32 protein-coding genes are annotated in these 24,939 nt (G+C 55.9%); 13 read left to right on the top strand and 19 right to left on the bottom strand.

Annotated features, from left to right (window positions below):
* Positions 1-5 precede the first annotated feature (5 nt).
* Entirely contained in the window at positions 6-743 is a 738-nt protein-coding gene (locus ACWFTY_RS02025) for a hypothetical protein (RefSeq protein ID WP_447525741.1), read from the bottom strand.
* A gap of 350 nt (positions 744-1,093) precedes the next feature.
* Here ACWFTY_RS02025 and ACWFTY_RS02020 point away from each other — a divergent pair, with 350 nt between their 5' ends.
* The 4 genes from ACWFTY_RS02020 to holA are packed head-to-tail and all read left to right on the top strand — an operon-like array spanning position 1,094 to position 5,642.
* Positions 1,094-1,543, top strand: a complete 450-nt coding sequence (locus ACWFTY_RS02020) for a DUF3576 domain-containing protein (RefSeq protein WP_447525740.1) — start codon at positions 1,094-1,096, stop codon at positions 1,541-1,543.
* 27 nt (positions 1,544-1,570) lie between these two features.
* Positions 1,571-4,099 (top strand): leucine--tRNA ligase, encoded by a 2,529-nt coding sequence (gene leuS / locus ACWFTY_RS02015; RefSeq protein WP_447525739.1) that lies wholly within the window; start codon positions 1,571-1,573, stop codon positions 4,097-4,099.
* The gene (gene lptE, locus ACWFTY_RS02010) at positions 4,096-4,617 is read left to right on the top strand and encodes an LPS assembly lipoprotein LptE (RefSeq protein WP_447525738.1); all 522 of its coding nucleotides are present in this window, start codon (positions 4,096-4,098) and stop codon (positions 4,615-4,617) included. Before leuS ends, lptE begins: the two co-directional genes overlap by 4 nt.
* Complete coding sequence (holA, locus tag ACWFTY_RS02005; protein ID WP_447525737.1) at positions 4,614-5,642, top strand: DNA polymerase III subunit delta; 1,029 nt, start codon at positions 4,614-4,616, stop codon at positions 5,640-5,642. The genes lptE and holA overlap by 4 nt, the downstream gene beginning before the upstream one ends.
* 15 nt (positions 5,643-5,657) lie before the next feature.
* Here the strand turns inward: holA and ACWFTY_RS02000 are convergent, their stop codons facing one another.
* Positions 5,658-6,203, bottom strand: a complete 546-nt coding sequence (locus ACWFTY_RS02000) for a DUF4402 domain-containing protein (RefSeq protein ID WP_447525736.1) — start codon at positions 6,201-6,203, stop codon at positions 5,658-5,660.
* Between the two features lie 115 nt (positions 6,204-6,318).
* Here ACWFTY_RS02000 and msrB point away from each other — a divergent pair, with 115 nt between their 5' ends.
* The gene (gene msrB / locus ACWFTY_RS01995) at positions 6,319-6,717 is read left to right on the top strand and encodes a peptide-methionine (R)-S-oxide reductase MsrB (protein ID WP_447525735.1); all 399 of its coding nucleotides are present in this window, start codon (positions 6,319-6,321) and stop codon (positions 6,715-6,717) included.
* Between the two features lie 86 nt (positions 6,718-6,803).
* Positions 6,804-8,918, top strand: coding sequence for a transglycosylase domain-containing protein (locus ACWFTY_RS01990; protein WP_447525734.1), 2,115 nt, complete (start codon positions 6,804-6,806; stop codon positions 8,916-8,918).
* A gap of 9 nt (positions 8,919-8,927) precedes the next feature.
* On the opposite strand, the gene ACWFTY_RS01985 is transcribed toward ACWFTY_RS01990, so the two are convergent.
* The 3 genes from ACWFTY_RS01985 to ACWFTY_RS01975 are packed head-to-tail and all read right to left on the bottom strand — an operon-like array spanning position 8,928 to position 10,727.
* Positions 8,928-9,674 (bottom strand): M48 family metallopeptidase, encoded by a 747-nt coding sequence (locus ACWFTY_RS01985; protein ID WP_447525733.1) that lies wholly within the window; start codon positions 9,672-9,674, stop codon positions 8,928-8,930.
* Positions 9,661-10,107, bottom strand: a complete 447-nt coding sequence (locus ACWFTY_RS01980) for a YcgN family cysteine cluster protein (RefSeq protein ID WP_447525732.1) — start codon at positions 10,105-10,107, stop codon at positions 9,661-9,663. Before ACWFTY_RS01980 ends, ACWFTY_RS01985 begins: the two co-directional genes overlap by 14 nt.
* The gene (locus ACWFTY_RS01975; protein WP_447525731.1) at positions 10,095-10,727 is read right to left on the bottom strand and encodes an SCO family protein; all 633 of its coding nucleotides are present in this window, start codon (positions 10,725-10,727) and stop codon (positions 10,095-10,097) included. The genes ACWFTY_RS01980 and ACWFTY_RS01975 overlap by 13 nt, the downstream gene beginning before the upstream one ends.
* Positions 10,728-10,822: 95 nt before the next feature.
* On the opposite strand from ACWFTY_RS01975, the gene ACWFTY_RS01970 reads away from it, so the two are divergent.
* Positions 10,823-11,476, top strand: a complete 654-nt coding sequence (locus ACWFTY_RS01970) for an ankyrin repeat domain-containing protein (protein WP_447525730.1) — start codon at positions 10,823-10,825, stop codon at positions 11,474-11,476.
* Positions 11,477-11,486: 10 nt separating this feature from the next.
* On the opposite strand, the gene ACWFTY_RS01965 is transcribed toward ACWFTY_RS01970, so the two are convergent.
* From ACWFTY_RS01965 to ACWFTY_RS01915, 11 genes are all read right to left on the bottom strand, one after another.
* Positions 11,487-12,002: an MmcB family DNA repair protein gene (locus ACWFTY_RS01965; RefSeq protein WP_447525729.1), complete on the bottom strand. Its 516-nt coding sequence runs from the start codon at positions 12,000-12,002 to the stop codon at positions 11,487-11,489.
* An 80-nt stretch (positions 12,003-12,082) separates the two neighbouring features.
* The gene (locus ACWFTY_RS01960) at positions 12,083-12,790 is read right to left on the bottom strand and encodes a cell wall hydrolase (protein WP_447525728.1); all 708 of its coding nucleotides are present in this window, start codon (positions 12,788-12,790) and stop codon (positions 12,083-12,085) included.
* Between the two features lie 203 nt (positions 12,791-12,993).
* Positions 12,994-13,332: a DUF1491 family protein gene (locus ACWFTY_RS01955; RefSeq protein ID WP_447525727.1), complete on the bottom strand. Its 339-nt coding sequence runs from the start codon at positions 13,330-13,332 to the stop codon at positions 12,994-12,996.
* Entirely contained in the window at positions 13,325-13,807 is a 483-nt protein-coding gene (locus ACWFTY_RS01950) for a PaaI family thioesterase (protein WP_447525726.1), read from the bottom strand. Before ACWFTY_RS01950 ends, ACWFTY_RS01955 begins: the two co-directional genes overlap by 8 nt.
* Before the next feature lie 9 nt (positions 13,808-13,816).
* Positions 13,817-14,284 (bottom strand): PTS sugar transporter subunit IIA, encoded by a 468-nt coding sequence (locus ACWFTY_RS01945; RefSeq protein WP_447525725.1) that lies wholly within the window; start codon positions 14,282-14,284, stop codon positions 13,817-13,819.
* A 128-nt stretch (positions 14,285-14,412) separates the two neighbouring features.
* The gene (gene hpf, locus ACWFTY_RS01940; RefSeq protein ID WP_447525724.1) at positions 14,413-14,985 is read right to left on the bottom strand and encodes a ribosome hibernation-promoting factor, HPF/YfiA family; all 573 of its coding nucleotides are present in this window, start codon (positions 14,983-14,985) and stop codon (positions 14,413-14,415) included.
* Between the two features lie 47 nt (positions 14,986-15,032).
* Positions 15,033-15,731 carry a DNA polymerase III subunit epsilon gene (gene dnaQ, locus ACWFTY_RS01935; protein ID WP_447525723.1) on the bottom strand — a complete coding sequence of 233 codons (699 nt, stop codon included), beginning with the start codon at positions 15,729-15,731 and terminating at the stop codon, positions 15,033-15,035.
* Positions 15,732-15,758: 27 nt separating this feature from the next.
* A complete protein-coding gene (coaE, locus tag ACWFTY_RS01930) occupies positions 15,759-16,364 on the bottom strand; it encodes a dephospho-CoA kinase (RefSeq protein WP_447525722.1) in 606 nt (201 codons plus the stop codon).
* Complete coding sequence (gene aroE / locus ACWFTY_RS01925) at positions 16,364-17,182, bottom strand: shikimate dehydrogenase (RefSeq protein ID WP_447525721.1); 819 nt, start codon at positions 17,180-17,182, stop codon at positions 16,364-16,366. The genes coaE and aroE overlap by 1 nt, the downstream gene beginning before the upstream one ends.
* Complete coding sequence (locus ACWFTY_RS01920; RefSeq protein WP_447525720.1) at positions 17,179-17,784, bottom strand: Maf family protein; 606 nt, start codon at positions 17,782-17,784, stop codon at positions 17,179-17,181. Before ACWFTY_RS01920 ends, aroE begins: the two co-directional genes overlap by 4 nt.
* The gene (locus tag ACWFTY_RS01915; protein ID WP_447525719.1) at positions 17,777-18,622 is read right to left on the bottom strand and encodes a pyruvate, water dikinase regulatory protein; all 846 of its coding nucleotides are present in this window, start codon (positions 18,620-18,622) and stop codon (positions 17,777-17,779) included. The genes ACWFTY_RS01920 and ACWFTY_RS01915 overlap by 8 nt, the downstream gene beginning before the upstream one ends.
* Before the next feature lie 301 nt (positions 18,623-18,923).
* Between ACWFTY_RS01915 and hemE the strand changes: the two genes are divergently transcribed.
* Both hemE and ACWFTY_RS01905 read left to right on the top strand, forming a co-directional pair.
* Positions 18,924-19,958: a uroporphyrinogen decarboxylase gene (hemE, locus tag ACWFTY_RS01910; RefSeq protein WP_447525718.1), complete on the top strand. Its 1,035-nt coding sequence runs from the start codon at positions 18,924-18,926 to the stop codon at positions 19,956-19,958.
* On the top strand, positions 19,955-20,398 hold the full coding sequence (locus ACWFTY_RS01905) for a CopD family protein (RefSeq protein WP_447525717.1): 444 nt from the start codon (positions 19,955-19,957) through the stop codon (positions 20,396-20,398). The genes hemE and ACWFTY_RS01905 overlap by 4 nt, the downstream gene beginning before the upstream one ends.
* A gap of 6 nt (positions 20,399-20,404) precedes the next feature.
* Here the strand turns inward: ACWFTY_RS01905 and ACWFTY_RS01900 are convergent, their stop codons facing one another.
* Positions 20,405-20,836: a hypothetical protein gene (locus ACWFTY_RS01900; protein ID WP_447525716.1), complete on the bottom strand. Its 432-nt coding sequence runs from the start codon at positions 20,834-20,836 to the stop codon at positions 20,405-20,407.
* 174 nt (positions 20,837-21,010) lie between these two features.
* Here ACWFTY_RS01900 and rho point away from each other — a divergent pair, with 174 nt between their 5' ends.
* Genes rho through ACWFTY_RS01880 form a run of 4 tightly spaced genes read left to right on the top strand, consistent with a single transcriptional unit; the run spans position 21,011 to position 23,780 of the window.
* Positions 21,011-22,267 (top strand): transcription termination factor Rho, encoded by a 1,257-nt coding sequence (rho, locus tag ACWFTY_RS01895; protein WP_447525715.1) that lies wholly within the window; start codon positions 21,011-21,013, stop codon positions 22,265-22,267.
* Positions 22,268-22,286: 19 nt separating this feature from the next.
* The gene (locus ACWFTY_RS01890) at positions 22,287-22,586 is read left to right on the top strand and encodes an antibiotic biosynthesis monooxygenase family protein (protein ID WP_447525714.1); all 300 of its coding nucleotides are present in this window, start codon (positions 22,287-22,289) and stop codon (positions 22,584-22,586) included.
* Positions 22,579-23,307: a YjbE family putative metal transport protein gene (locus ACWFTY_RS01885; RefSeq protein WP_447525713.1), complete on the top strand. Its 729-nt coding sequence runs from the start codon at positions 22,579-22,581 to the stop codon at positions 23,305-23,307. Before ACWFTY_RS01890 ends, ACWFTY_RS01885 begins: the two co-directional genes overlap by 8 nt.
* 38 nt (positions 23,308-23,345) lie before the next feature.
* A complete protein-coding gene (locus ACWFTY_RS01880) occupies positions 23,346-23,780 on the top strand; it encodes a hypothetical protein (RefSeq protein WP_447525712.1) in 435 nt (144 codons plus the stop codon).
* Here the strand turns inward: ACWFTY_RS01880 and ACWFTY_RS01875 are convergent.
* The gene (locus ACWFTY_RS01875; protein WP_447525711.1) at positions 23,777-24,178 is read right to left on the bottom strand and encodes a nuclear transport factor 2 family protein; all 402 of its coding nucleotides are present in this window, start codon (positions 24,176-24,178) and stop codon (positions 23,777-23,779) included. The genes ACWFTY_RS01880 and ACWFTY_RS01875 overlap by 4 nt on opposite strands.
* The gene (locus ACWFTY_RS01870; RefSeq protein WP_447525710.1) at positions 24,175-24,873 is read right to left on the bottom strand and encodes a dienelactone hydrolase family protein; all 699 of its coding nucleotides are present in this window, start codon (positions 24,871-24,873) and stop codon (positions 24,175-24,177) included. The genes ACWFTY_RS01875 and ACWFTY_RS01870 overlap by 4 nt, the downstream gene beginning before the upstream one ends.
* Between the last annotated feature and the right edge of the window lie 66 nt (positions 24,874-24,939).

Here is a 24,939-nt window from a genome sequence, read left to right as displayed (position 1 = left end):
GATTGTTAGAAGCGGAACTGGGTTCCGACATAAACAGCCTGGCTATCCTGACGATTGTCGGTCAGAGGCGCCATCCGGTCACGTTCGTTGTTGATCCGGACACCGGCAGTAACGTCGAGATTACGGGTCAGCGAGTAGCTGCCGCCAACATCAAGCGTATAATCTTTCTGGCTGGCATCCAGCGCGCGCGGTGCGGCGTTGATCGGTGCAGAAGCATCAATCGACATGCGCGGATTGAAACGGCTCTTCTTGCCATTATCTTCTTCGCCCAGCAGTCTTTCTCCGCCGATTTCGGAAAGATCCGGCAGATTGCCGGCCAGCTTCTTGACCGGAATCGCGAAGCTCTTCAGCCCCTTTGCAGTGCCGAGGCTATATGAAACCGGAGCAATTTTTGCCGCGCTTGTCACACCCGATCCGGGTGCGGCAGCGAGAATATTTTCGCGAATCGAAACAGCGTCCGACTTCTGGCGAACCACCACGGTGACCGAACGTTCGCCGTCACGGGTGCCGCCGGACGGGGTGAATTTGAAGCTCGCATTTCCACGCAAGGTGCTCAGATTATATTTGGCTACGAGATCAGGGTCGGCACCGGCAACGGTGAAGGAACCGATCGATCCGAGGGTCTTCAGCGATACTATTGCGTCATCACCGGAAAGGACTTTTGCCAAAGCAGGAGTCATGGCAAGGCCAGAGATCACGAGTCCCGTCGCTAACCAACCGAAATGACTGACCTTTTTCGTCATGATGAAGCCGCTTCCCCTTAATATGACCTTCGATATAACAAAATCCGCTGATCTGCACGAGTCAACATATTGTTTTTGTCCGATTTTCCCAAACTAGCATGTTTCTGTTGCAGTTCGGTTACGCTTTTGTCCGGACATCGTTTCACCGCCTAGCATAAAAAACATGAACCGGAGATGATTTTGCGGCCATTCAACTGGGGTTCAGTCCGTGCTGCACAAGAGCGAATCATGCGCTTATGCTTGCCCCTCGCGGCAAAGCATTTATAGAGAGCGCTGAAATGATATCATGTCCGGAGCAAATCCTGCAAAAAGGATGACGTACCGGCGCAAAATGCAACCAGGAGCGCTTCATGTCCCGCCTCAAAACATCTCTATTCCTGCGGTCTGCAACCGCTAGCCTGCTGACATTGTCTCTGCTTTCCGCTTGTGGTGGCAAAGAGCGGCCGCAAGCCGACATCGCCGCCTCGCAGGTCACGACTATCGGCGTGAACAGCTATTTGTGGCGTGCCTCGCTTGATGCGCTGTCATTCATGCCACTCACCCAGACCGACAGTAATGGTGGCGTGATCCTTACCGACTGGTATGTGAACCCGCAAAACCCGGGCGAGCGGATGAAAATCAATGTTTCGATCCTCGATCAGGATTTGCGCGCCGACGCCCTGCGCGTCGCGGCATCGCGGCAGGTTGCCACGAACGGAACCTGGGTGGACGCACCGGTCAAGGCTGCGACCACGCAGAAACTGGAACAGATCATCCTCACCAAGGCCCGCGACTTGCGGCGCGGTGCGATCACCAACTAATTTTCTCTACCATATAATGGGGCCGCAATGACCGATCAGCGATTCAATCCACTGGCGGCGGACAAACGCTGGCAAAAGCGCTGGGCCGAATCGCGCGTGTTCGAAGCGGATGACGCGAGCAGCAAGCCGCGCAGCTATGTGCTCGAAATGTTTCCCTATCCGTCGGGCCGCATCCACATGGGCCACGTCCGCAACTATACGATGGGCGACGTGCTCGCCCGATTCCGGCGGATGCAGGGCTATGAAGTGCTCCACCCGATGGGCTGGGACGCCTTCGGCATGCCGGCGGAAAACGCGGCGATGGAAAAGAAAGTTCATCCCCGCGAATGGACCAGAGCCAATATCGCATCGATGCGCAGCCAGCTGAAGACGCTCGGCTTTGCCTTTGACTGGAGCCGCGAACTTGCGACCTGCGATCCGGATTATTATGGTCACGAACAGGCATTGTTCATCGATCTGTTCAAAGGCGGTCTGGTCTATCGCAAGGAATCGGCGGTCAACTGGGATCCGGTCGACATGACCGTGCTCGCCAACGAGCAGGTAATCGATGGCAAGGGCTGGCGTTCCGGCGCGCAGGTCGAAAAGCGCAAGCTCAGCCAATGGTTCCTGAAGATCACCGATTTTGCCGAGGATTTGCTGGCTGGACTGGATGATCTGAAAGGCTGGCCGGAAAAAGTGCGGCTGATGCAGGAAAACTGGATCGGCAAGTCGCAGGGCCTGCAATTTCATTTCGATCTGGCGGAAGCGCAAGGCGATATCGCCAGCGTCGAGGTTTTCTCGACACGGCCGGACACGATTTTCGGCGCGAGTTTTGTCGCGCTGTCGGCTGACCATCCGCTGACACAAAAACTTGCCGGTCAGAATGACGCACTCGCCGCCTTCGCTGAAGAATGCAAAGCCGGCGGGACCACAGCAGCCGAACTGGAAACGATGGAGAAGAAAGGCTTCGATACCGGCCTGACCGTCACCCATCCGCTCGATCCCGACTGGCAATTGCCGGTCTATGTCGCCAATTTCGTGCTGATGGATTATGGCACCGGCGCGGTATTCGGCGTGCCGGCGCATGATCAGCGCGATCTAGACTTTGCCCGCAAATATGGCCTGCCGGTCAAGCGCGTGGTCTCCGATGGCGACGAAACCGGTGCTGATTATATCGGTAACGAGGCCTATACCGGACCCGGAAAGATCGTGAACAGCGCGTTTCTCGACGGCATGACGGTCGAAGCTGCCGGAAAAGCGGTTATCGATCGCGCGGGGTCCGAAGACTGGGGCAGGGCCCAGACGACCTGGCGGCTGCGCGACTGGGGCGTTTCGCGCCAGCGCTACTGGGGGACACCGATCCCGATCATCCATTGCGATGATTGCGGTCCCGTACCGGTGCCAAAGGATCAGCTACCGGTCGTCTTGCCGGAAGATATCGATTTTGAAACGCCGGGCAATCCGCTGGAACGCCACGCGACCTGGAAACATGTCGACTGCCCGAAATGCGGCATGGCGGCGCGGCGCGAGACCGATACGCTCGATACATTTGTCGACAGCAGCTGGTATTTCCTGCGCTTCGCCAGCCAGCCGGACGACCGGCCGTTTGATCCCGAAGTGGTCAAGCAGTGGCTGCCGGTGACGCAATATATCGGCGGCGTCGAACATGCGATCCTGCATTTGCTCTACGCGCGCTTCTGGACGCGGGCGCTGGCAAGCATCGGCAAGCTGGATTTTGCCGAACCGTTCGAGAGTCTGTTCACGCAGGGCATGGTGACGCACGAAACCTACAAACATGGCGACGGCAGCTGGCTTTCTCCGGACGAAGTCGAGAAAAACGGTGCCGACTGGGCCGTGATTACCGATGGTTCACCGGTTACCACCGGCCGAGTCGAGAAAATGTCGAAGTCGAAGAAAAATGTCGTCGACCCCGATCCGATCATCGAACAATATGGCGCCGATGCAGTGCGTTTCTTCATGCTCTCCGACAGCCCGCCAGAGCGCGATCTGCCCTGGTCTGAAGCCGGAATTGAAGGCAGCTGGCGCTTTGTCCAGCGTCTGTGGCGGCTGTTCATTGCCGTAGTCGACAGTGAAGATACAGCCGATGACAAAGCGCTGCGCCGCAAACTGCACCAGACTGTGGCTGGCGTCGCGGGCGACGTCGAAGCCCTGTCGTTCAACAAGGCGGTGGCGAAGATATTCGAACTGGTCAATCTGATCGAGAAATCCCAGCCGTCTGCAGACCGGACCATCGCGATCAAGTCGCTCGCGCGGATCGTCGCGCCGATGGTACCGCATATCGCCGAAGAAGCATGGGCTTTGTTTGGCGAAAGTGATCTGGTTGCCAATGCGCCCTGGCCGGAAGTCGACGAAAGTCTGCTGGTCGACGACGAAGTAACGATTGCGATTCAGGTGCGCGGCAAGCTCCGCGATACAATCACCGTGGCCAAGGGCAGCAGCAAGGAGCAGCTCGAAGAACTTGCTCTGGCCTCCGAGAAGGTGCAGCGTAGTCTCGACGGAGCGGAAATAAAAAAGGTGATTGTCGTGCCTGATCGACTGGTCAACATCGTAATATGAAGTCTGTGATCGCCCGGATCACCCTGGTGGTGACATTGTCGGCAATGCTCGCTGGCTGTAATTTGCGGCCGCTCTATGCCGGTGGCACCAATGGCGTGGTCGCCCAGCAGCTCGGCAATGTCGAGATTGAACCGATTGCCGGCAAGGCTGGCTGGCTGACCCGCAATGCGCTCAAGGATCAGCTCGAAGCATTCGAAGGCCAGCAGGCAAAATATCGCCTGACCGTTGCGCTGGAAGACAAGATTGCCGGATTTGGCGTACGCAGCGATGACCGGATCACCCGTGAACGCAGAACCTTGCGCGCCCGTTATCAGCTGGTCCGACTCTCTGATTCCGTGGTGGTACTTGATGCCACAGCCGGATCGGATGCCGGTATCGATGTGGTATCTTCGGAATATGCGACTCTGGCTGCGGAGGATACCGCGCTGGAAAATCTGGCGACCCGCGTTGCCAACCAGATTGTAACCCGGCTTTCACTGTTCGCCCGGGAAGAGGCCAGCGCGTCACCGCAGCCATGAAGGCAAAGCCGGAAGACATTGTCAGGCGCTTTCATGCCGGTTCCGATCAATTTCGACTGATCCTGCTATGCGGCCCCAATGTCACCCGCTGCCAAGCGCTTGTCGAAGAGCTGGTCAAACCGCTGGCACAATCCGCCGAACGGGTCGATCTGACCATAAGCGATATCAACGACGGTCCCGCCCGGCTCAATGACGAAGCCAATTCCGCTTCGCTGTTCGGCGACAAACGTTATCTCGTATTGCGGCTGAACAGCGGCGAAGCGGTCAGGGCGACAGCGGCAATAGACAATCTTCTAGCCAGCGACACAGCCGGCGATCCGGTGTTTGTCATTGCCCCCGGCATGGGCGACAAAACCGCGCTGGCGAAAAGCATCATCGCTGCGCCGGATGCATTGATCGCGACCTGTTACGAGACGTCACCGGAACAGGCGGCAGCGGCCATCCAGACCATGGCAAAGACCGAAGGCCTCCGATTGAGCCGCGAAATGGCGCAGGAAATTGCTGCGCTGACCAGCAATGATCTGGTGCTGGCGCGGATGGAAGTGGAAAAGATCGCACTCTATCTGGATGCGACGCCGGAAAACCCGCTCGCACCGGAAGCCAATATTCTGCTCCTGCTCGGCGCTGAAAATGACGAAGAAGATATTAATCTGCTGATCCATGCCGCGCTCAACGGCGATGCAGCCCGGCTGGCGCAGGAGATCGCCGCTGCACGTGCGCAAGGGATCAGCGAGATTGGCCTGATCCGGATCATGCTCCGCCATCTTACCAAGCTCGCGGAACTGCGCAGCAAGGTCGACAAGGGTGGCAATGTCGATTCCGTTGCCGGACATCCCAGCGTCTTCTTCAAGGAACAGAAACATTTCAAGCGGCAGCTGCGAATCTGGTCATCCGCCCATATCGCGCGACTGATCGAGCGAATCCTGCAGCTCGAGATCGCGATGAAAAGCAGCGGTCAGCCGGATCAGGTGTTGCTGGAGGAAGAGTTGCTGCTGATTGCCCGGAAAGCGGCAAGCGGTCGTTAGGGTCAGAATCCGGATTCACTCATAGTCGGCGGTAATCGCAATCCGACCCCGAAAACTGCCGCTGGCGTCTCCCCGAATGCGCAATTGGCCGCCAAAGGCAAAGATCAGCCGTCCCGACGGATCAAGCCTCGCCAGCGTCGGCAGATTGGTTTCCAGCCGCTCCAGCTCAGCCGTCGAACCATTGGGCGCGCTCAGCTGAATCCGCTCCGGCAGGTAAATTCGCACGCTCCGGCCCGGTTCGCCGGTCAGACGGCCTTCTCCGTGCAGCGCCATGCCGCCGAGATTAGCAATGCTGCCACGTATTTGCTTGTTTCCGGACATCGGGTCGATACTGACCACACCGCCGCTGCTGCTCAACAAGGCCATGCGCGAGAAATCGAGATTGGCGGTAATTTCAATCTGCAGCGGAATTTCCGGCTTGCCGCTAACCGCTTTGGAAAGGCTGTCGGACTGGGTACTGGCAGCACAGAGGCGGCATTGCGCCTGCAATTCCGCTGGCTGAAACGCCAGGGACGCAACCAATATTGCCACGATGAGCAAGGATTTAACCACCATCTTCATAATCCGATATACTGCCGAAATATGCCTAATATCCGGTTAAGTATCATATTTGCCCACGATGACTCTCTTCGCCAGATCCCTTGACCGGCTGCAATCAAACGCCCATTTAACAGAAATGGAAAAAACAATATTGAGCGACGAACAATGGCGGCAGCAGCTGTCTCCGGAACAATATCATGTGTTGCGCGAAGCGGGCACCGAACGGCCCTTTACCGGGGCGTTAAACACCGAATATCGGGACGGTGAATTTTTCTGCGCCGGATGCGGCAGCAAATTGTTTGAATCGGAAAGCAAGTTTGACAGCGGTTGCGGCTGGCCAAGCTTCTCCGCGCCTGCCGATTCTGAAGCGGTCACCGAGATCGAGGACAATAGCCTTGGCATGCGCCGGGTCGAGATACGCTGCTCCACCTGCGACGGCCATCTGGGTCACGTCTTTCCCGATGGACCGACCGACACCGGACTCCGCTATTGCATGAATAGCGCGGCGATGGCTTTCGAACCCAAGGACGACTGACTTTTTTCTGTGCTTCCCTGTTCAGCCTGCAGTAAGGCACCAGAACGCTAGAAAATCTCTAGTCAGTATTTAGTGGGTGGATCAATATGGCGCGGGCCAAAAAACGCAGCAATAATCAGGGCCCAGTGCGCAAGTGGCTGTGGCGGCTGACCAAGATCGGTCTGGTCGTCGGATTGCTGGCTGCGATTTCCCTGGTGGTTGCGGTCCTGGTCGTCCGTTCGTCACTCCCCGGCTTCGAGGATCTGAAATCCTCCCCCAACGGCCAGATGATCCGCGTACTAGATGTAAACGGCAAAGAGCTGTTTTCGATGGGCCCGAGCTACGGCGAGTGGCTGAAATATGCGGACATCCCGGAAGTCATGAAATCGGCGATGGTCGCCGTCGAAGACCGGCGCTACGAAAGCCATCCGGGCGTTGATCCGATCGGCATCGCCCGTTCGCTTCAGGTAAGGATGCAGCGCGGCCATTGGGCCCAGGGCGGGTCAACCATCACCCAGCAGCTGGCCCGCAACGTGTTTCTGAACAATAACCGGACCTTTGGCCGGAAAGGCCGTGAAATTTTGCTCGCGCTGGCGATGGAACGGAAATTTTCCAAAGAGCAAATCCTCGAGCTTTATCTGAACAAGGTTTATTACGGCGGCGGCGCCTATGGCATCGATGCCGCATCGCGCCGTTTCTTCGCGCACAGCGCCAGAGAGCTTAACCTGGCCGAGGCCGCGATCATCGCCGGTCTGGTCAAGGCTCCCTCCCGCTACTCGCCCACAGCCGATGCCACAGCGGCAATCGGACGGGCAACCGTGGTGCTGGAGGTAATGCAGGACGCCGGTGCGATAACCGCAGCCGAAGCGGCGAAAACCAATCCGGCATCGGTGAAGCTGGCGCCCGAACCACGGCAGAATAGCGTGCGCTATTTTACCGACTGGGCGCTGCCGCAACTGGACTTGTTGATCGACGAGAGCGTGGAGCCGATTGAAGTCTGGACAACGCTTGATCTCGATATGCAGCGCGTCGCCACTGCTGCAATCCAGTCCGGCGTGCCAGCGGGCGCTCAAGGGGCCTTGGTAGCGATCGACCGCGATGGCGCGGTGCGCGCGATGGTCGGCGGGACGGACTATGTGACCTCCAACTATAATCGCGCAACCCAGGCCGTCCGTCAGCCGGGTTCAGCCTGGAAAGTGTTCGTCTATATGGCGGCACTGGAAGCAGGTTACACACCCAATGATACCGTGACCGACGAACCGATCACCATCGGCAACTGGACGCCTCGCAACAGCGGAGACCGCTATGCCGGTGACATTGATGTCCGCACCGCTTTTGCCTTTTCCAAAAATACCGTCGCGGCGGCGATCGGCAATGATATCGGCACGTCGTCCATCGCCAATATGGCGCGCCGTTTCGGCATCACCACCCCGATCAACACCAATCCGTCGATGGTGCTGGGTACCTCCGATGTGCGACTGCTCGACATGACGCGCGCCTTTGCGTCGATCAGCGCCAAAGGCATCGCGATCACACCGTTCGGGATTACCAAGGTGCAAACGATGAAGGGCAATATTCTGTACCAGAGCAAATTTGACGGCAGCCGCGTGCTGGTCGACCCCTGGGTCGCAGCCGGCATCACCGATCTGATGCAGACCGCCGTCGCCACCGGCACCGGGCGGGCAGCGCAGATCGGCAGGCCGGTTGCCGGCAAGACCGGTACAACGAGCAGCAACAAGGATGGCTGGTTTCTCGGCTTTTCCAGCGGGTTGACCACCGGCGTCTGGATGGGCCGTGATGATGCCAAACCGGTTAGCGGATTGCAGGGCGGCCGGGCTCCGGCCAGCGTCTTCGCGCAGTTCATGAAAATGGCCGTAGCCAATCGCAAGGTCGAGAAATTCGATACCGAACTGGTCCTGCCGGAATGGCAACTGGAACCGGATGAAGACGAGCTGTTCGGAGAACCGGAAGACGGCATTTACGTGGACGAGAACGGCATGCCGATCGAAACCGGTCGGGGGATCGAATATGATCTGGAAGGCGGAGAAGCCTCAGATAGTCCGCGTCTGGATCAGGACTGGATCGATTCGGTACTGGGTCGCGGCGAGGATCCCGCTCCCCGCAAACCGGAACCAGCACCGGTGAAGAAACCGAAACCGCAGCCTCCGCAAAACCAGCCGGAGTCGCTGCTGCCCGAAGCCGCCCGTCTCGAACCGCAATAACAGGCCGGTTCAGCCAGCAGGCGGGGATTGCCGCTCCGCTCCCACCATATGCAGGCCACGGCCATGTTCCTTGAGCCAGCGATCGGCCACAAGGCGGTCCGATTCATATATCTGGTCGAGCAGGGCGTAGAATCGCCGACTATGGTCCATATGCGTGAGATGGGCCACTTCATGCGCCACCACCGAGCGGCGGACATGCGGCGGCGCCATGACCAGCCGCCAGCTCAATCTGATCGACTTCCGACCGGAACAGCTGCCCCAGCGGCGGCGCGCATCGCCGACTGCCAGGCGTGGTAAATCGGTCCCGGATCGGGTGCAGTAAAATTCAAGATCTTCGGCAAAAATCGTCCGCGCTTCGGCCTTGAGCCAGCGGAGGATACGGGTCTCGACATGTTCAGCCGGTCCGCCCAACCGAATTTCGCCTTCCACTATCAGTGGAGCCCGGGCAAATTCCGGTGACCATCTGATGACATAAGGCTCGCCCCGAAACGCGATCTGGCTGCCATCCTCTACCGGAACCGGGGGAACGGCTTCGGCAAAGCGGGCATTGAGCCAGTCGGACTTTGACTGGGCAAAGCGCAGCGCCTGGTTTTCAGATGCGTAAGTGGGCAATGTCAGGCGGACGACGCGTTTGACCGTATCCGCCGAGACAATGATCGAACGGGCCTGTTTGGATCGCCGCAACTGGAGGGGATAGCTCACCCCGTCGAGGCTGATGGCGAGCGCTTCGGAACGCGATGAACTAAAGAGGCTCATCGAGAATATGCTGTTCGAGCGGCCCGGCCTTGCTCTCCGGGATGACCTTTCCCCGGATTGACTGTCCAGCCGCATGGATCGATTCACGGTCTCCAGAGACCAGATAATGCCATTCCGGCAATGGCAGGCTCCGGGCACGCATCTTATAGGCGCAACTGTCGGGCAGCCATTCAAATTCTTCCAGCTTGTTGCGGGTCAGCCGAACACAATCGGGGACGTGGAATTTGCGATGCCGATAGTCGCTGCACTGCGCGCTCTGGAGATCGAGCAATTTGCAGGCAATATTGGTCATATATATCTGGCCGTCATCCTCATCCTCGGCTTTCAGCAGACAGCATTTGCCGCAGCCGTCGCACAAGGCTTCCCACTGGCCACGATCCAGCGATTCAAGCGGCTCTTCCCAGAACGGCTGATCGGCGCCTAGCGCACCCATCGGGCTATTTCGTCCGCGACCTGCTGCGGCGTGCCGTCAAATGGCAACAACGCCAGCGGCTCTCCGTTCGGGCCGAACAAATAGGCCTGTCGGCTGTGATCGACGAGATATTCACTCGAGGATTCGTCTTTCCGGATATCATAAATGATCAGATATTTTTTCGCGACAGCCGCAATTTCCTCGGCGCTTCCGGTGAGGCCGATAAGCCGCGGGTGAAAAGCGGACACATATTGTTTCAACACAGCCGGCGTATCGCGCCCGGGATCGACCGATATGAAAATCGGCTGGATTTTCTCGGCCAGCGCCGGATCGTCTTTTTCCGCCTGCTTCAACCCCAGCATGATATTGGCAAGATCGACCGGGCAGACATCCGGGCAATAGGTATAGCCGAAGTAGATGATTCGATATTGTCCCTTGAACTCGTCTTCCGAGGTTTTGCCGCCATCCTGGTTGGTCAGCGTAAATGTGCCGCCGATATTCGCGCCCGCAAGCGGCGGCTCCGCGCCAGCCGACGCGCCTCCGTCAGACGCAGGGTTGCAGGCAGCCAGAAGTGTCAGTAATCCTGTGGCAAGGATCATTTTTACGACATTATTGATATTGTTCATTACGGGGCCAGACATGGTCTGCTAGTTGATCAATTTCAACAGATAATTGATCGACAGCAATTGCAGTGGATCGGTGCGAATAGTCACCGGTCAATAAAACGGGGCTAAAAATGTTCAAGAAAAAACCTACGGTCACTCGCTCGTCCGGGAAGTTCGTCAAATTCCTGCAGCTTGCATGGCTCGCTGTTGCCGCTTTTTCGATTTCCGCTCCTGCTGCCGCCCAGTTTTCGGAAAGCTATAATTTTCTGAAAGCGGTCAAGGACAGGGATGGCGAGGAGGCGACAAAATTCCTCAGCCAACCGGGATCGGTGATCGTCAATACGCGCGACCGCGCGACCGGAGAGACGGCCCTGCATATCGTTGTGGCGCGTCGCGACAATATCTGGGTGGGTTTCCTGCTGCAAAAAGGTGCCAATCCCAATATCGCCGACAAAGAAGGGGTGACGCCGCTCATGCTCGCCACCCAGCTTCGCTTCGTCGATGGTGTGAGAACCCTTCTGGCCAAGAAGGCAAAGGTGGACGAGACGAATAAACAAGGTGAAACGGCCCTTATTCGTGCGGTCCAGCTCCGTGATAGCGAATTGGTCCGTCTGCTTCTTGCCAACGGTGCCGACCCGGACCGCACCGACTCTCTCGCTGGCAAATCAGCCCGCGATTATGCCACACTGGATCGCCGTGCCGCATCGATATTGGCAGAGATTGAAAAAGCGGATGGCGAAAAAAAGCCGGAACCTGAAGGCCGGTTCTTTGGACCGGAAGGTTAGCCTTCACTCGTTAACCGTCCGGTTCGTGCAGTCGCCAGGCCGGACTGATCCAACCATCTGAGATCGCCGTACGCTGCATGGCGCGGCGGGCCAGTCGCATCGTCTCGGTCTTGCGCCGCGCCGGAGCAAGCGCGGTGGTCGCAGCCGACCGCACCATTTCCGCATCATAGGCGTCGGCGATGATCAAACCGGTGCGATCGGGCAGGAAATCCGGTCCATCGACCGGAGATGCATCAAATCCTGCCGGTAAGGCCCAGTAGAAACGATCACAATAATCCAAATATTCGGTCCATTTGGCGTCGCCCAGCAAATCGCTGCGTGCGACCTTGATCTCGACGATGACAATCTGTCCCTTGGCATCAATCCCCATCAGATCCGCCCGGCGTCTGTTCCGCAAACTGACTTCGGGCAGCACCATGATATCGTGCCGCATGAACATCCGGGCGACGCCGCGGGCAACGGCCTGTGCGCCGGTCAGCTGATCGGTGGTCGTCAACACGCCGGAAGAATCATCGATTGTTGTCATCGCAATTGACTAGAACATAAAAAGAACAAAATAAAGGCCCCCATGCGGGAGCCTTCATAAGTTCGGTTTTGCCCGGACGTCTATTGATAGAAAATATGATTATCTATCGTAGCCAGCCGCTTGAGGCGCCAGCCCGGCGAGACATAGCGTGCATGAAAGAATAGCGCGCCTTCAACCGAGCTTTCCCAGCCATCGTTCATCGCTATTTGGGCGATTGCCACAGCATTGCGCCATTGACGATGTCCGGTCCGGATTGAAGGCATTTTGCCGCCGCGAATGAAAGAAAACTGCCGGCGCTGATAAACGACACCGCAGATGCTGTCCGGAAAGCGCGACGATTCGACGCGCGCCAGGACGACCCGGGCGACAGCAAGCTGGCCCTGCAGGGATTCGCTCTTGGATTCAAAATAGACGGTTCCGGCCAGACAGTGCATCTCTTCATCAAGAGAGCCTTCTACCGATTGCTGGCGCACCAGCTGCCGCAGGGATAAGGCACCGTCGTTGATGAACTCGCCGCTGTCATCAAAATCGCGTTCGGCTTCGCCATTGGCAATCTTGTCTGATTCCACGACATCCTCGGGAATCTCGGCGACCACTTCCTGTTGATCGGCAAAAATAATGGCTTGATTCGCTTCATCAGCTTCCAGCAGGGCCGGATCGACGAAAATTTCTGATTCCGGTGTCTCGTCGCTTGCTTCCAGAGCGAAAGACACATCGGTGACGGACAATGCCGCAATTGTAGTAATGGCAAGCGACAAGGCGCTTGTTGCACGAAAAATTTTGCTCATTAACCCGTATTTTTATGCGGTGAGACCAGAGCAGATCATGACAAACTCGTCAAAACTGCAAAAAATAGATCCAAAAAATCAAAGCGGAGACCTATTTCTGTTCCCCCCGTCTGCGTGTTTACTGCCTGTCATTTCGACAAACGAGCAGCAACCTGCGCATCAAAGTTGAGCGCCAAATATGGTTTTGACGAATAAAGTCAAGTTTACTGACCCATTAGGGCGATGAGCCGTTCCGCATCCGGGATGTCCAGTTCAATTAACCACATATCGGAGTCAAACCGGAATCTTTGGGCAATATATTCCGACAATTCTTTATTGTTATCAGTACCTTGCGGCCATATTTGCTGCCAATTGGGCTCACCATCCAGCGATGGCATATTCTCCAGCAGCCTAGGGTTCTCGCCCTTTTCTACGCATTGAATGAGTATGGCTCCGGATATCCGGTCGCCCTTTTTCAGGACTGCACCGAAACCGCCATTCTGGTTCACCAGTCTGAGAAGCGTCTGTACCTTCATTTCCGCGGAAAGCCGCGGTTCAATCATGTTTTTTATATCCAGGCAAGGACGCCAGAGGGATGTGCGAGCGCATGAAGGTTCCGGTACCGCGCGCTATTTCCTCGCCTTCGCTATCGATCAGCCGCGAATCCGCGACGAATACCCGCCGTTTACCACTAACCCACCGGCCTTCCGCAATGACCGGACCGGACTTGAGCGGCTTGGTGAAGAGCAGATTGAAGGCAGTCGTCAGGATGAAACGGTCGGACACCAGGCTATTGGCAGCGTAAAAAGCGGCATCGTCGAGCATTTTGAAATAGGCTGTGCCGTGCACTGCACCGGCGGCGTGATAATAGCGCTCATCCACGGTAAAAAAGATGCGCGCCACGCCAGCTTCGGCGATTTCCAGACGGGAATTGAACAGCCGGTTTATCGGAGCTTCGGCATAAAGCCGTTCCAGGGCCCGGAAATGTCCCTGCGCGCCGCCGCCGTTTTCCGGATCATCTGCTGGTTTATCGGTCATAGTCAAAAATCAGGCGGCCCGCTGTTCACGCTGCTTGTTCAACAGCGCATAAAGCGCATCCTGCCCCGATGCACCGCGAAGCTTCGCCACCATATGATCATCCCGCAAGAAGCGGGATACGGCGGCCAGCGCCTTCAAATGCTCGACGCCGCTTTTTTCCGGGGACAGCAGCGCAAATATCAGATCGACCGGCTTGCCGTCATGCGCGTTGAACGGCGCTGGTTCGGCAAGGCGCAGAAAAATGCCGACACAATGGTCGAGGCTGGTCAGTTTCGTATGCGGTATGGCGACCGATCGCCCGAAACCGGTTGATCCCAAGGCCTCACGAGCCTCCAGACCGGTCCGGATGGCATCACCATCAAGACGATAGCATTCCTGCCCGATACGGCCGATTGTGCGCAGGATATCGCTCTTATCGCCAACGTCCTGACAATCCCGCACGGCAGCGAGTTCCAGTCTAACGGACAAATCAGTCATGAATCTTTCCTTTTGTCCCGGTAAAACTCAGCCAATTCGACAGCCATAGCAAAATCTGGACGTTAGCGCGCGTTAAACCGGCCGTTATGAATACCGGTTATCCGCTCGCCTAAAGCGATACGACTCTATCAGCTATTTGGTTCCACCCAACCGATTGTGCCATCGGAGCGGCGATAAACCATATTATGGATACCAGTGCCAGAGTTTTTGAACAAAAGTGCGCTGGTATTGCGCAAATCCATCATCATCACGGCGTTGGAGACGCTCGCTTCCGGGATATCGGTGCTGGTTTCGGCGATGATTGGTGGAGAGTCACCATTCACTTCGCTTTCTTCCTCGTCTTCAACCGAGTCAAAAACCCGATAGGCCGCTTCTTCCTGCTTTGCAGCATATTGCGCCTGAACATGGTGATCATTGAGCCGTCGCATATAGCGGCGCAGCTGCTTTTCAATCTTGTCGGCAGCTTTCTCGAACGCCTGGTGGGCATCGCCCGCTTCGGCATCGGACTTCAAGGTCAGACCCTGCATCACATGAGTCACGATATCGCATTTGAAATGGGCGTGGGGTGCTTTGCTCACGGTGACGTTCGCTGAAATAGCCTTGGCAAAATATTTGCTGGCAATCGCGTTCATCCGATCCTCGGCATGGGTTTGCAACGCATCGCCGGTATCGACCTGATGTCCTGAAACACGAACTTCCATAATCACTCTCCTTTTAAATCTGTGCCGTTACGCAAACGGCGGTACAGTTAAACCTCGGTCCAAAGAGGGTCTTTTATGCCCTCGACAAAAATCTTGTGCCTTGCGAGCTCATCGTCGTTGGCATGATGCTCGCGCGGAGCCATGAATTGTTTACGCTCTGTCCGCTGTGATGTGGGTCGCATATTCTGAACAGATTCACGCTTCTTTATATCATCTGCCAGGCCAAGACCGATCTGCCGGCCGCCCGTCAACTCGATATAAAGCTGGGTCAGCAATTCCGCATCCAGCAGCGCACCATGTTTCACCCGATGGCTGCGATCGATACCGTAGCGCGAGCATAAGGCATCAAGCGACAATTTGGCACCGGGATGCTTGGATTTGGCGATCGCCAATGTGTCAATCATACGGAATTGGGAAATCGGCTTGTAGCCGCACAAAACCAGCTCGGCATTGAGAAATTTGAAATCAAACTGGGCATTGTGAGCAACGAGCTTCGAGTCCTCCAGAAAGGCCAGCAGCTCTTCGGCACCGGACGAGAACAGTTTTTTGTCCGACAGGAACACGTCCGAGAGGCCGTGCACATTCTCGGCGGCTTTTGGCATCGGTCGTTCTGGATTGTAATAGCAGTGAAAGCTCTGGCCGGTTTCGACCCGGTTGATCATTTCGATACAACCGATTTCTACCATCCGGTCACCATTTTGAGGATCAAAGCCAGTAGTTTCGGTGTCGAAAATTATCTCTCGCATAAGCTCAATATCGGACCGATCATTGGGTTACGCAAGAGCAGCTTTCAGTTTTTGAACAAGTTTACGTACCTGCTGACGTGTTTCTGCGTGCGGCAGCGATGTATCGATGACGGAATCGGCCTTTTGCCGTTTTTCCGCGTCCGGCAGTTGCAGCGCTTTAATCTGCTCGAACCGCTCTGTTGTCATGCCGGGACGGGCGAGAACGCGATTGCGCTGGTCGTCTTCACCGGCCGAGACCACCACGATATGATCAACGCCCTTGGCGCCCGATTTTTCAAACAGCAGCGGAATATCGAACAGGATCAGGGGCCGGCCCCGGTGTTTTTCGAGAAAGGCGAGCCGCATTTCACCAACCGCCGGATGAATCAGCCTTTCAAGCTGTTGCAGGGCAGCGGCATCACCGAGCACCATGGCTCCCAGTTTCTGCCGGTCTACACCATCGCTGCTCGTGCTGCCGGGAAACAGCGCTTCGATCGCCTCCACCAGTGCGCCGTCCGGGCCTTGCAGCTCGTGCACAGCGGCATCGGCATCGAACAAAGGAACGCCTTCTTCGACAAACATTTGTCCGACCGTGGATTTTCCCATGCCGATGGAACCCGTCAGTCCGACGATGAAAGGTCTGTCCCGCTCCATCAGGCGATCAGCAATTTTCTGAGTTGATCATCATCTTCCATCGGTGGCGTTGCGCCGAAAAACAGCTCGAAGGCCAGTGCAGCCTGGCCGATCAGCATGTCGAGTCCGTCGACCACCGCCAAATCGCGCTTTTTGGCTGCGCGCAGAAGTCCGGTCTTCAGCGGTGCATAGACAAGATCATAGACCAGCCCATCGGTCGGCAAGGGATCGAGATCCAGCTCGAGCGGCGGCTTGCCCGTCATCCCGAGCGGGCTCGCGTTGATCAGCAGATCTGCCGCGGGCAATTGTGCGTCCATGGGCAGGACGCTGCCCTTGGCCGACGCCTGCATGAGCAAGCCGGTTGCTTTCAGTCCGTTGCGCGCGACGATGGTGATTTCACCAATGCCGGCCTGTTTCAGAGCGAATAATACAGCCCGCGCTGCGCCCCCTGCGCCGATGACAACAGCGTGTTTTCCCGACCAGTCGGTATCGGCAATAGGAGCGAAAAATCCCGCAGCATCGGTGTTTGTACCCATTAGACTGCCATCGGCCTGCCGGACAATCGTGTTCATCGCACCGATCTTCTCGCGGACGCCCCCGGGATCAGCGACGAGATCGAGCATGGCGATTTTATGGGGAAGTGTAACATTGCAACCGCGCCAGGCCGGATCGGCGCGACGCCGCTCGATATAGTCGGGCAGTTCGTCGGGCGTGACATGGCAAGCGCGGTAATCCGCCTTGATCTCCAGCCGTTCGAGCCAGAATTTATGAATCAGCGGCGACTTGCTTTGTGCAATCGGGTCACCAATGACATCGGCGTAGGGGATATCTATATTCATGACGGTAAAATACCTCGAATGCGGAGATAGTCCAGCAAATGCAGGAGCGGCAGACCCATGATCGTGAATTGGCTTCCGTTGATGGCCGAGAACAGCTGGGCCCCTCTCCCCTCGATTTCGTAACAGCCGACACAATAGCGGATATTGTCCCATTCGGCTTCGACATATTGTTCGATGAAATGATCGCTCAGCACCCGCACCGAAAGCGTCGCGATATCGATATGCCGCCACACGGGAACGCCCTGCTCGGCAATGACCGCGGCGCTGAACAGCTTGTGCTTCTTGCCCGACAGCAATTTCAATTGCGCAACTGCATCGGCAGGGTCGGCCGGTTTGTCGAGCATCGTGCCGTCTTCGAGCGCCAGCACCTGATCGGCGCCCAGCACCATTCCGGCGCCGATCCGCCCGGATAGTCGGACCGCCTTGGCCTCGGCCAGCGCATCGGCGAGATTGCGGGCCGTCACACCCTCGCTCTTCAACCCGTCTTTCAGGGCATCTTCATCGACGTTGGGCGCAATCGCCTCGACGGCAACACCGGCGGCGGTCAGCATGGCGAACCGCGCCTTGCTTTTGGACGCCAGTACCAATTGTGCTTCACGCATCACCGCTGTCCTGCTCGATGTCGGCTGCGCCGACGTGGCGCTCGTTATAGAGATTGATGATTGCCGCCGCCGATTCCTCGATGGAACGCCGTGTCACGTCGATCATCGGCCAGCCATTGTCAGCGAACATCCGGCGGGCATATTGGGTCTCGGCCTTGACCTTGTCTTCATTGACATAGTCCGTTTCCGGAGCCTGATTCAGCGACAACAAACGGTTACGCCTGACCTGCACCAGCCGCGAAGCCCCCGTGATCAGGCCGACCACCAGAGGATTTTTCAGATGATAGAGCGAATCTGGCGGCGGTGATTCCGGCACGATCGGGATATTCGCGGTTTTGTAACCGCGATTGGCGAGATAGATGGATGTTGGTGTTTTCGAGGTTCGCGACACGCCAGCGAGGACGATATCGGCCTCTTCCCAATTTTCCCATCCGATCCCGTCATCATGGGCAATGGTGAACTGGATCGCCTCGACCCGGGCGAAATAAGCCGCGTCCAGGATATGCTGACGGCCCGGCCTGGCCTTGGCTTCCTGACCCAGCATATTGGACAGGGCATCGGTCACCGTATCAAGCGCCGGAACCGATGGCAGGCCCAGATGCCGGCATTCGCGTTCCAGTTTCGCTCTGATATCGCGGTTGACGATGGTGAATATGACCAGGCCGGGATTGTCCGCCACTTCGCTCAGGATTCGGTTGAGATGCTTCTCGGACCGGACCATAGGCCAGAAATGCTTGATAATCTCGACACCGTCAAACTGCGCAAGCGCCGCTTTCGCGATATTTTCCAGGGTCTCCCCGGTTGAATCCGAGAGCAGATGGAGGTGAAGTCGGTTCATGCCCTAAGCTTTGTGATTTCACGGGTGATAAAGCAAGGGATGAAGTTGTGGATAACCGGTCCGGTTATATTCTTCCCCGACTCCCGCAAATTCATCCACAGCCCGCCAACATTGATCGATTCCATCAACAGTCTGTGGATAACGGGGATCAATTTTGGGAATCGGTTAAATCTTCGTTTACTGCTGCCTGTCAATCTGTTTGTAATTGCGGCGCTGGCAGGTTACCGCCTTTTCCACGCTCTATCATCAACAACAATTTATAATAATCTATATAGATAATAATAAGGGTGACCGTCTTTCTATGCCGAATGGAAATGATTCACAGAAAATTTTGCTGCAGACATTGCTCGGCAAGAAGACCGATCAAACGCCGGTCTGGCTGATGCGTCAAGCAGGTCGCTATTTGCCGGAATATCGGGAGTTGCGCGCCAAAAAAGGCGGATTCCTCGAACTATGCTATGATGCAGAATCTGCGGCAGAGGTCACGTTGCAACCGATCAAGCGTTTCGGTTTTGACGGTGCGATCCTGTTTTCCGACATTTTGATCGTGCCGCATGCGATGGGCCAGAAGCTCTGGTTTGAGGCAGGCGAAGGACCCCGGCTGGCACCAAGGTTGCTGGATGCGGCTTTGGGCTCTCTGGAGGGTGCTCCCGAGCATTTTGAGGCTATATACGCAACCGTTCGTACCGTCGCTGCACGGCTCGACAAGAAAACGACCTTCATGGGCTTCGCAGGAAGCCCGTGGACGATCGCAACTTATATGGTCAACGGGCAGGGCAGCAAGGACCAGGCTGCGACCCGTCGCTTTGCCTATCGTGATGAAGCCGCTTTCGGCGAGCTGATTGCCGCCATTGTGGAAAATACCGTTACCTATCTGCTCGGCCAGATCGAGGCTGGTGTGGATGCGGTGCAGCTTTTCGACAGCTGGGCGGGATCCCTGTCGCCCGCGCAATTTGAAAAATGGGTGATTGCGCCCAATGCCGAAATCATCGCGCGGTTAAAGGCGGTCCATCCCGATTTGCCGATCATCGGTTTTCCCAAAGGGGCAGGCGCCAAACTGGTCGCTTATGCCCGCGAAACCGGCGCCAGCGCCATTGGCCTGGATGAAACGGTTGATCCGGTCTGGGCGCACGAGAATCTGCCGAAAGATCTGCCTTTACAAGGCAATCTCGATCCACTGGCCCTTATTGCCGGTGGCGATGCGCTGATATCCGCGACGCGGCATATTTTGCAGGTATTTGAAGATAGACCGCATATTTTCAATCTGGGCCACGGGATTTTACCGGACACGCCCATTGAACATGTTGAAAAGCTGCTTACACTTGTCAGGCAATGAATGAAATTTTGTCCATGCTCTATCTCTGGTTAAAAGCGGCCCATATCATATTTGTCATCTTCTGGTTGGCAGGCCTGTTCATGATGCCGCGTTTCTTCGTCTATCATCAGGAATGCGCCGTCGGTTCCGACGAGGATGGCAAGTGGATCGAGCGCGAGGGTAAGCTGCGCAAGATCATTCTCAACCCGTCTTTGATCATTGTCTGGGTTGTCGGATTGGCGCTCGCCTATAATATCGGCGCGTTCAGCCAGGGCTGGTTTCACGCCAAATTGCTCGTCGTGCTGTTGCTGACCGGCTATCACGGCTGGATGATCGGATATGTGAAAAAGCTGGCCAGAGGCGAGCGGACGATGACTGACAAGGCTTTGCGGCTGGTCAACGAGGTCCCCGGTGTGACTGCGGCGATCATCGTGATTCTGGTGATCATCAAACCCTTTTGATCTTGTCTAGTTACTTGTTGCGACAACACTTTTCCAACGGCTAACAAATTCTAGCCCAAATCCGACGAAAGCAATTGCTAACCCGATTACAAGACAAAGAAACATGTTGCCAACCGTGCTAATTGCCGGCTCATAACCGAAATTTCCATAGATCGTCGCCAATATGAAAGCTCGGTAAAGCCCGAACGAAGCTCCTATCAATCCCAATAAAATTGAGCCTTTAGAAGCGATATTTAGATAGCTCGTCAAAAAAGCATATCGTTCCGGTTGCAATTTTATTTTCTCGCCTTTTGTTGCCATATTCTTCGCAAAAACAATCAGCATTGAGAACGAAATGATCGTCAGTGAGAATAATATGAGCCAGAAAAATGGGTCTGGGGCAGCGGAATAGCTGACTTGGCTACTATTTACACTTGGCACTACGTCAGTTGCTGTCACAGCTTTATCTCCAAAACGCTATTGCAGGGAAACTACGTTTGACATGATCCTTCGGCAAGAGTAATTAGTTCGCCAAAGCCCGTCCGGGCAACCTTTCATGTGAATTGAATACAGCGACACGCTGCGCACATGTTGATTGAATAATAACCTCCTGACATATCTGGATAAAACTCCATGCATTTAAAAGAATTGAAACAAAAATCGCCCGCCGATCTGGTCTCTATGGCCGAAGAGCTGGGCGTCGAGGGTGCCTCCACCCTGCGCAAACAGGATTTGATGTTCGCCATCCTCAAGGAACTGGCGGATAATGATGAACAGATCATGGGCGTCGGCACGATCGAAGTGCTGACCGACGGCTTTGGTTTCCTCCGCTCGGCAGATGCGAATTATCTCGCCGGTCCTGACGATATTTACGTCTCTCCCAACCAGGTTCGCAAATTTGGCCTCCGCACCGGCGATACCGTCGAAGGGGAAATCCGGGCGCCGCGCGATGGCGAGCGCTATTTTGCGCTGACCAAGCTGATTTCGATCAATTTCGACGATCCCGATGCTGTCCGTCACCGGGTCAATTTTGATAATCTGACACCGCTTTATCCGGATGAAAAACTCACGCTCGACAGTCTCGATCCAACGGAAAAAGACAAGTCGGCCCGTGTAATCGATATTATCTCGCCGCAGGGCAAGGGCCAGCGCGCCCTGATCGTGGCGCCGCCACGGACCGGTAAAACCGTACTGCTGCAGAATATTGCCAAAGCGATTACCGACAATCATCCGGAAGTCTATCTGATGGTGCTGCTGATTGACGAGCGGCCGGAAGAAGTCACCGACATGCAGCGTTCGGTAAAAGGCGAAGTGATCAGCTCGACCTTTGACGAGCCCGCTACCCGTCACGTGCAGGTTGCCGAAATGGTGATTGAAAAAGCCAAACGTCTGGTTGAGCATAAACATGATGTTGTCATCCTGCTCGACTCGATTACCCGTCTGGGCCGTGCTTACAACACTGTCGTACCGAGCTCCGGCAAGGTGCTTACCGGTGGTGTAGACGCTAACGCCCTGCAGCGCCCGAAACGCTTTTTCGGTGCTGCCCGGAATATCGAGGAAGGCGGTTCGCTGTCGATCATTGCAACCGCGCTGATCGATACCGGCAGCCGGATGGACGAAGTGATCTTTGAAGAATTCAAGGGCACCGGTAACTCTGAAATCGTGCTGGATCGCAAGGTTTCCGACAAACGTATCTTCCCGGCGCTCGATGTCGGCAAGTCCGGTACGCGTAAGGAAGAACTGCTGGTCGAGGACGAGAAGCTCAAGAAAATGTGGGTGCTTCGTCGTATTCTCATGCAGATGGGCACAATCGACGCGATGGAATTCCTGCTCGACAAGATGAAGGATTCAAAATCCAACGACGATTTCTTCGACAGTATGAACCAGTAAAAATCGCCGGACTGCCCTGATGATTTTGGAACATGCCATATTGCAGGTTCGGCCGGGGCAAGCGGAGAATTTCGAAGCGGCGATGGCGAAAGCGAGACCGCTGGTTGCCCGGCAGCCCGGTTTCCAGTCGATTGAAGTGCGACCGTCATCAGATGATCCGACCCGCTATTTGTTGCTGATCAACTGGGACCGGATTGAATCGCATCGGGAACGATTTCGGCAGTCAGATGATTATCAACAGTGGCGCATCTTGCTTCATGATTTCTACGACCCTATGCCGGTCGTGAACTATTACGGACGATCTATTTTCCATGATTGAACTTCTTCCGATTTTATCCGCTGCCGCGACCGGCCTTGGCTCTGTTTCAGATATCTGGGCAGCCATTGTCCATGATTTCTCGAATATCGGATCGCCAGCGGCTTTGGCTGCTTTCGGGCAGGTGGTTCTGATCGATCTGGTATTTGCTGCCGATAACGCGATCGTGGTTGGCGCGCTTGCTGGCGGTTTGCCGGCAGAACAGCGGCGTAAGGTCATTTTGATCGGTATTGCCGCTGCGTTGATCCTGCGGATAATATTTGCGCTGATCGTAGTGCAGCTTTTGCAGATTGTTGGTCTGGTGCTGGCCGGTGGCTTGCTTTTGCTCTGGGTCGGCTGGAGTTTTTACCGCGAGATTTTCCACGAAGGCGAATCTCCGGGCTCGGACGAGATTGAAGGCGACGAACGCAGTGGCGTGAAGGCCCAGAGAAGCTTCTGGGCGGCTGTATGGGCGGTTACCGCAGCCGACGTGTCGATGAGCCTCGACAATGTCCTCGGCGTGGCTGGAGCGGCGCGGGAGCATCCCGGCATCCTGGTGATTGGTTTGTTGCTGTCCGTCGCCCTCATGGGTCTCGCCGCCAATGTCATCGCCAAATATATCGAGCGCTACAAGTGGATCGCTTATCTGGGGCTGGCGGTTATTGTCTATGTCGCTGGCAAGATGATCTATTCCGGCTTGGTCGGTGACGAGCAGACGATCGGGGTGCTGACGCTGTTTGGATGATTGTGAAACGAAGTTTATAATTCAAATAGACTTTGGTCGTGTCTGATCAAATGATCCCGATCGCCATCATCAATTCTCGCAGTGAAACCATGGTTGTTGCGTCGCTTCTGGATGCAGCGGGAATATTGGTTCATATTGGCGGATATAATCACGCTTCAGTGTCGATCTGTCCGCTAGCTTTGGGTGGATTTCGGCTGACGGTTCCGGCATTTCAACATGTGCAAGCTAGTGCAGTCATTCTCGATACACCCGGATTTGGCGAGTTCAGCTACAGCTATGCTTTGCGACGTGCAGTGGTCAAATTCCTGCTACTGTGGGTCGGCATCATCGCCTTGCTAACCATTCCCAGGATTCTCTACGATCCGGAATTCTGGATACCAAGCCTTGCCATGATCCCGCTTTCTGTTCTGGGGATTCCGGTTAATCCGCAGGGCCACAGCGAATATTTTCTTGATGTAACCGGAGAAGCCTAACCCTTCATCTTCTCCAGCATCTTGCCCATTTCTTCCCAGACCTTGTTGATTGCCTTCAGCGGTCGCACCATCACCTTGAAATCCTGAATCTTGCCGTCGTCGTTCCAGCTGATGATATCGACGCCGTTGACCTGGATCCCGTCCAGTTCGAGTTCAAATTCCAGCATCGCCATATTCTGTGACTCGTCGACAATTTCACGGACGTAGCGAAAGCTGTCGTTGCCGAGCACGACATCCGCCGCGCTGAGATAGGCGACGACCAGCGGCTTGCCGGATTGCGGCGTATGGACAACAGGCGAATGAAAGACCGCATCGTCGGCGATCTGATCGGCCAGGCCGGTGCCATTCTTGTCTTCGAAATGGTCGTGCCAGACTTTCAGATTGTCGCGTGCGCTCATGCCAGATGCTCCTTGAAAAAGACTTCGGTGCGACTGTCGGCCAATGTTGCCGCCGCTTCGTCGCGGCGATTGCCGAATTCGGCGGCAAAGCCGTGATCAAGACCGTCATAATCGTGCAATGTCACTTTCGGATGATCATCCAGTCCGGCGTGCATCGCAGCCTGTGCATCGGCGGGAACAAATCCGTCAGCGGTGGGGATATGCAGCATCACTTCGTGGGCGATCGCGTGCTTTTCGCCGAGCAGACCGTCGATACCGACACCATAATAGCCGACGGACGCCCGGATATCGGTGCGGCAAGCGGTCATGAAGGCGAGGCGGCCGCCGAGGCAATAGCCGACGCAGCCGACCTTGTGGCTGCCGATCGCGGTCTGTGCGAAATGGATCGCTGCTTCGATATCGCGGATACCCTGATCCTGATCAAATTTGCCCATCAGGTCGAGCGCCTGCTGGAATTCCGCTTCCACGTCGGCATCAAGATCCGTGCCTTCGTTAATCCGCCAGAACAGATCGGGCGCGATGGCGAGATAGCCTAGACTGGCCCAATGGTCGCATTTCGCTCTTATGCCGTCGTTCACCCCGAATATTTCCTGAATGACGATGATCGCGGCGCCGATTTCTCCTTGTGGTCGTGCCATGTAGCAGGGGATTTCGGCGTCTCCGCTCAATGTTTTCACGTGTTCGATCGCACCCATCTTGTGGTTCCTTTGCATCATGTCTTGATTCTTTGACCACAATATCCCCATATCAGCAGCAGGCAA

It is taken from the genome of Parasphingorhabdus sp. NYA22, assembly GCF_976973735.1.
This window is presented reverse-complemented; position numbering and strand designations above follow the sequence as displayed.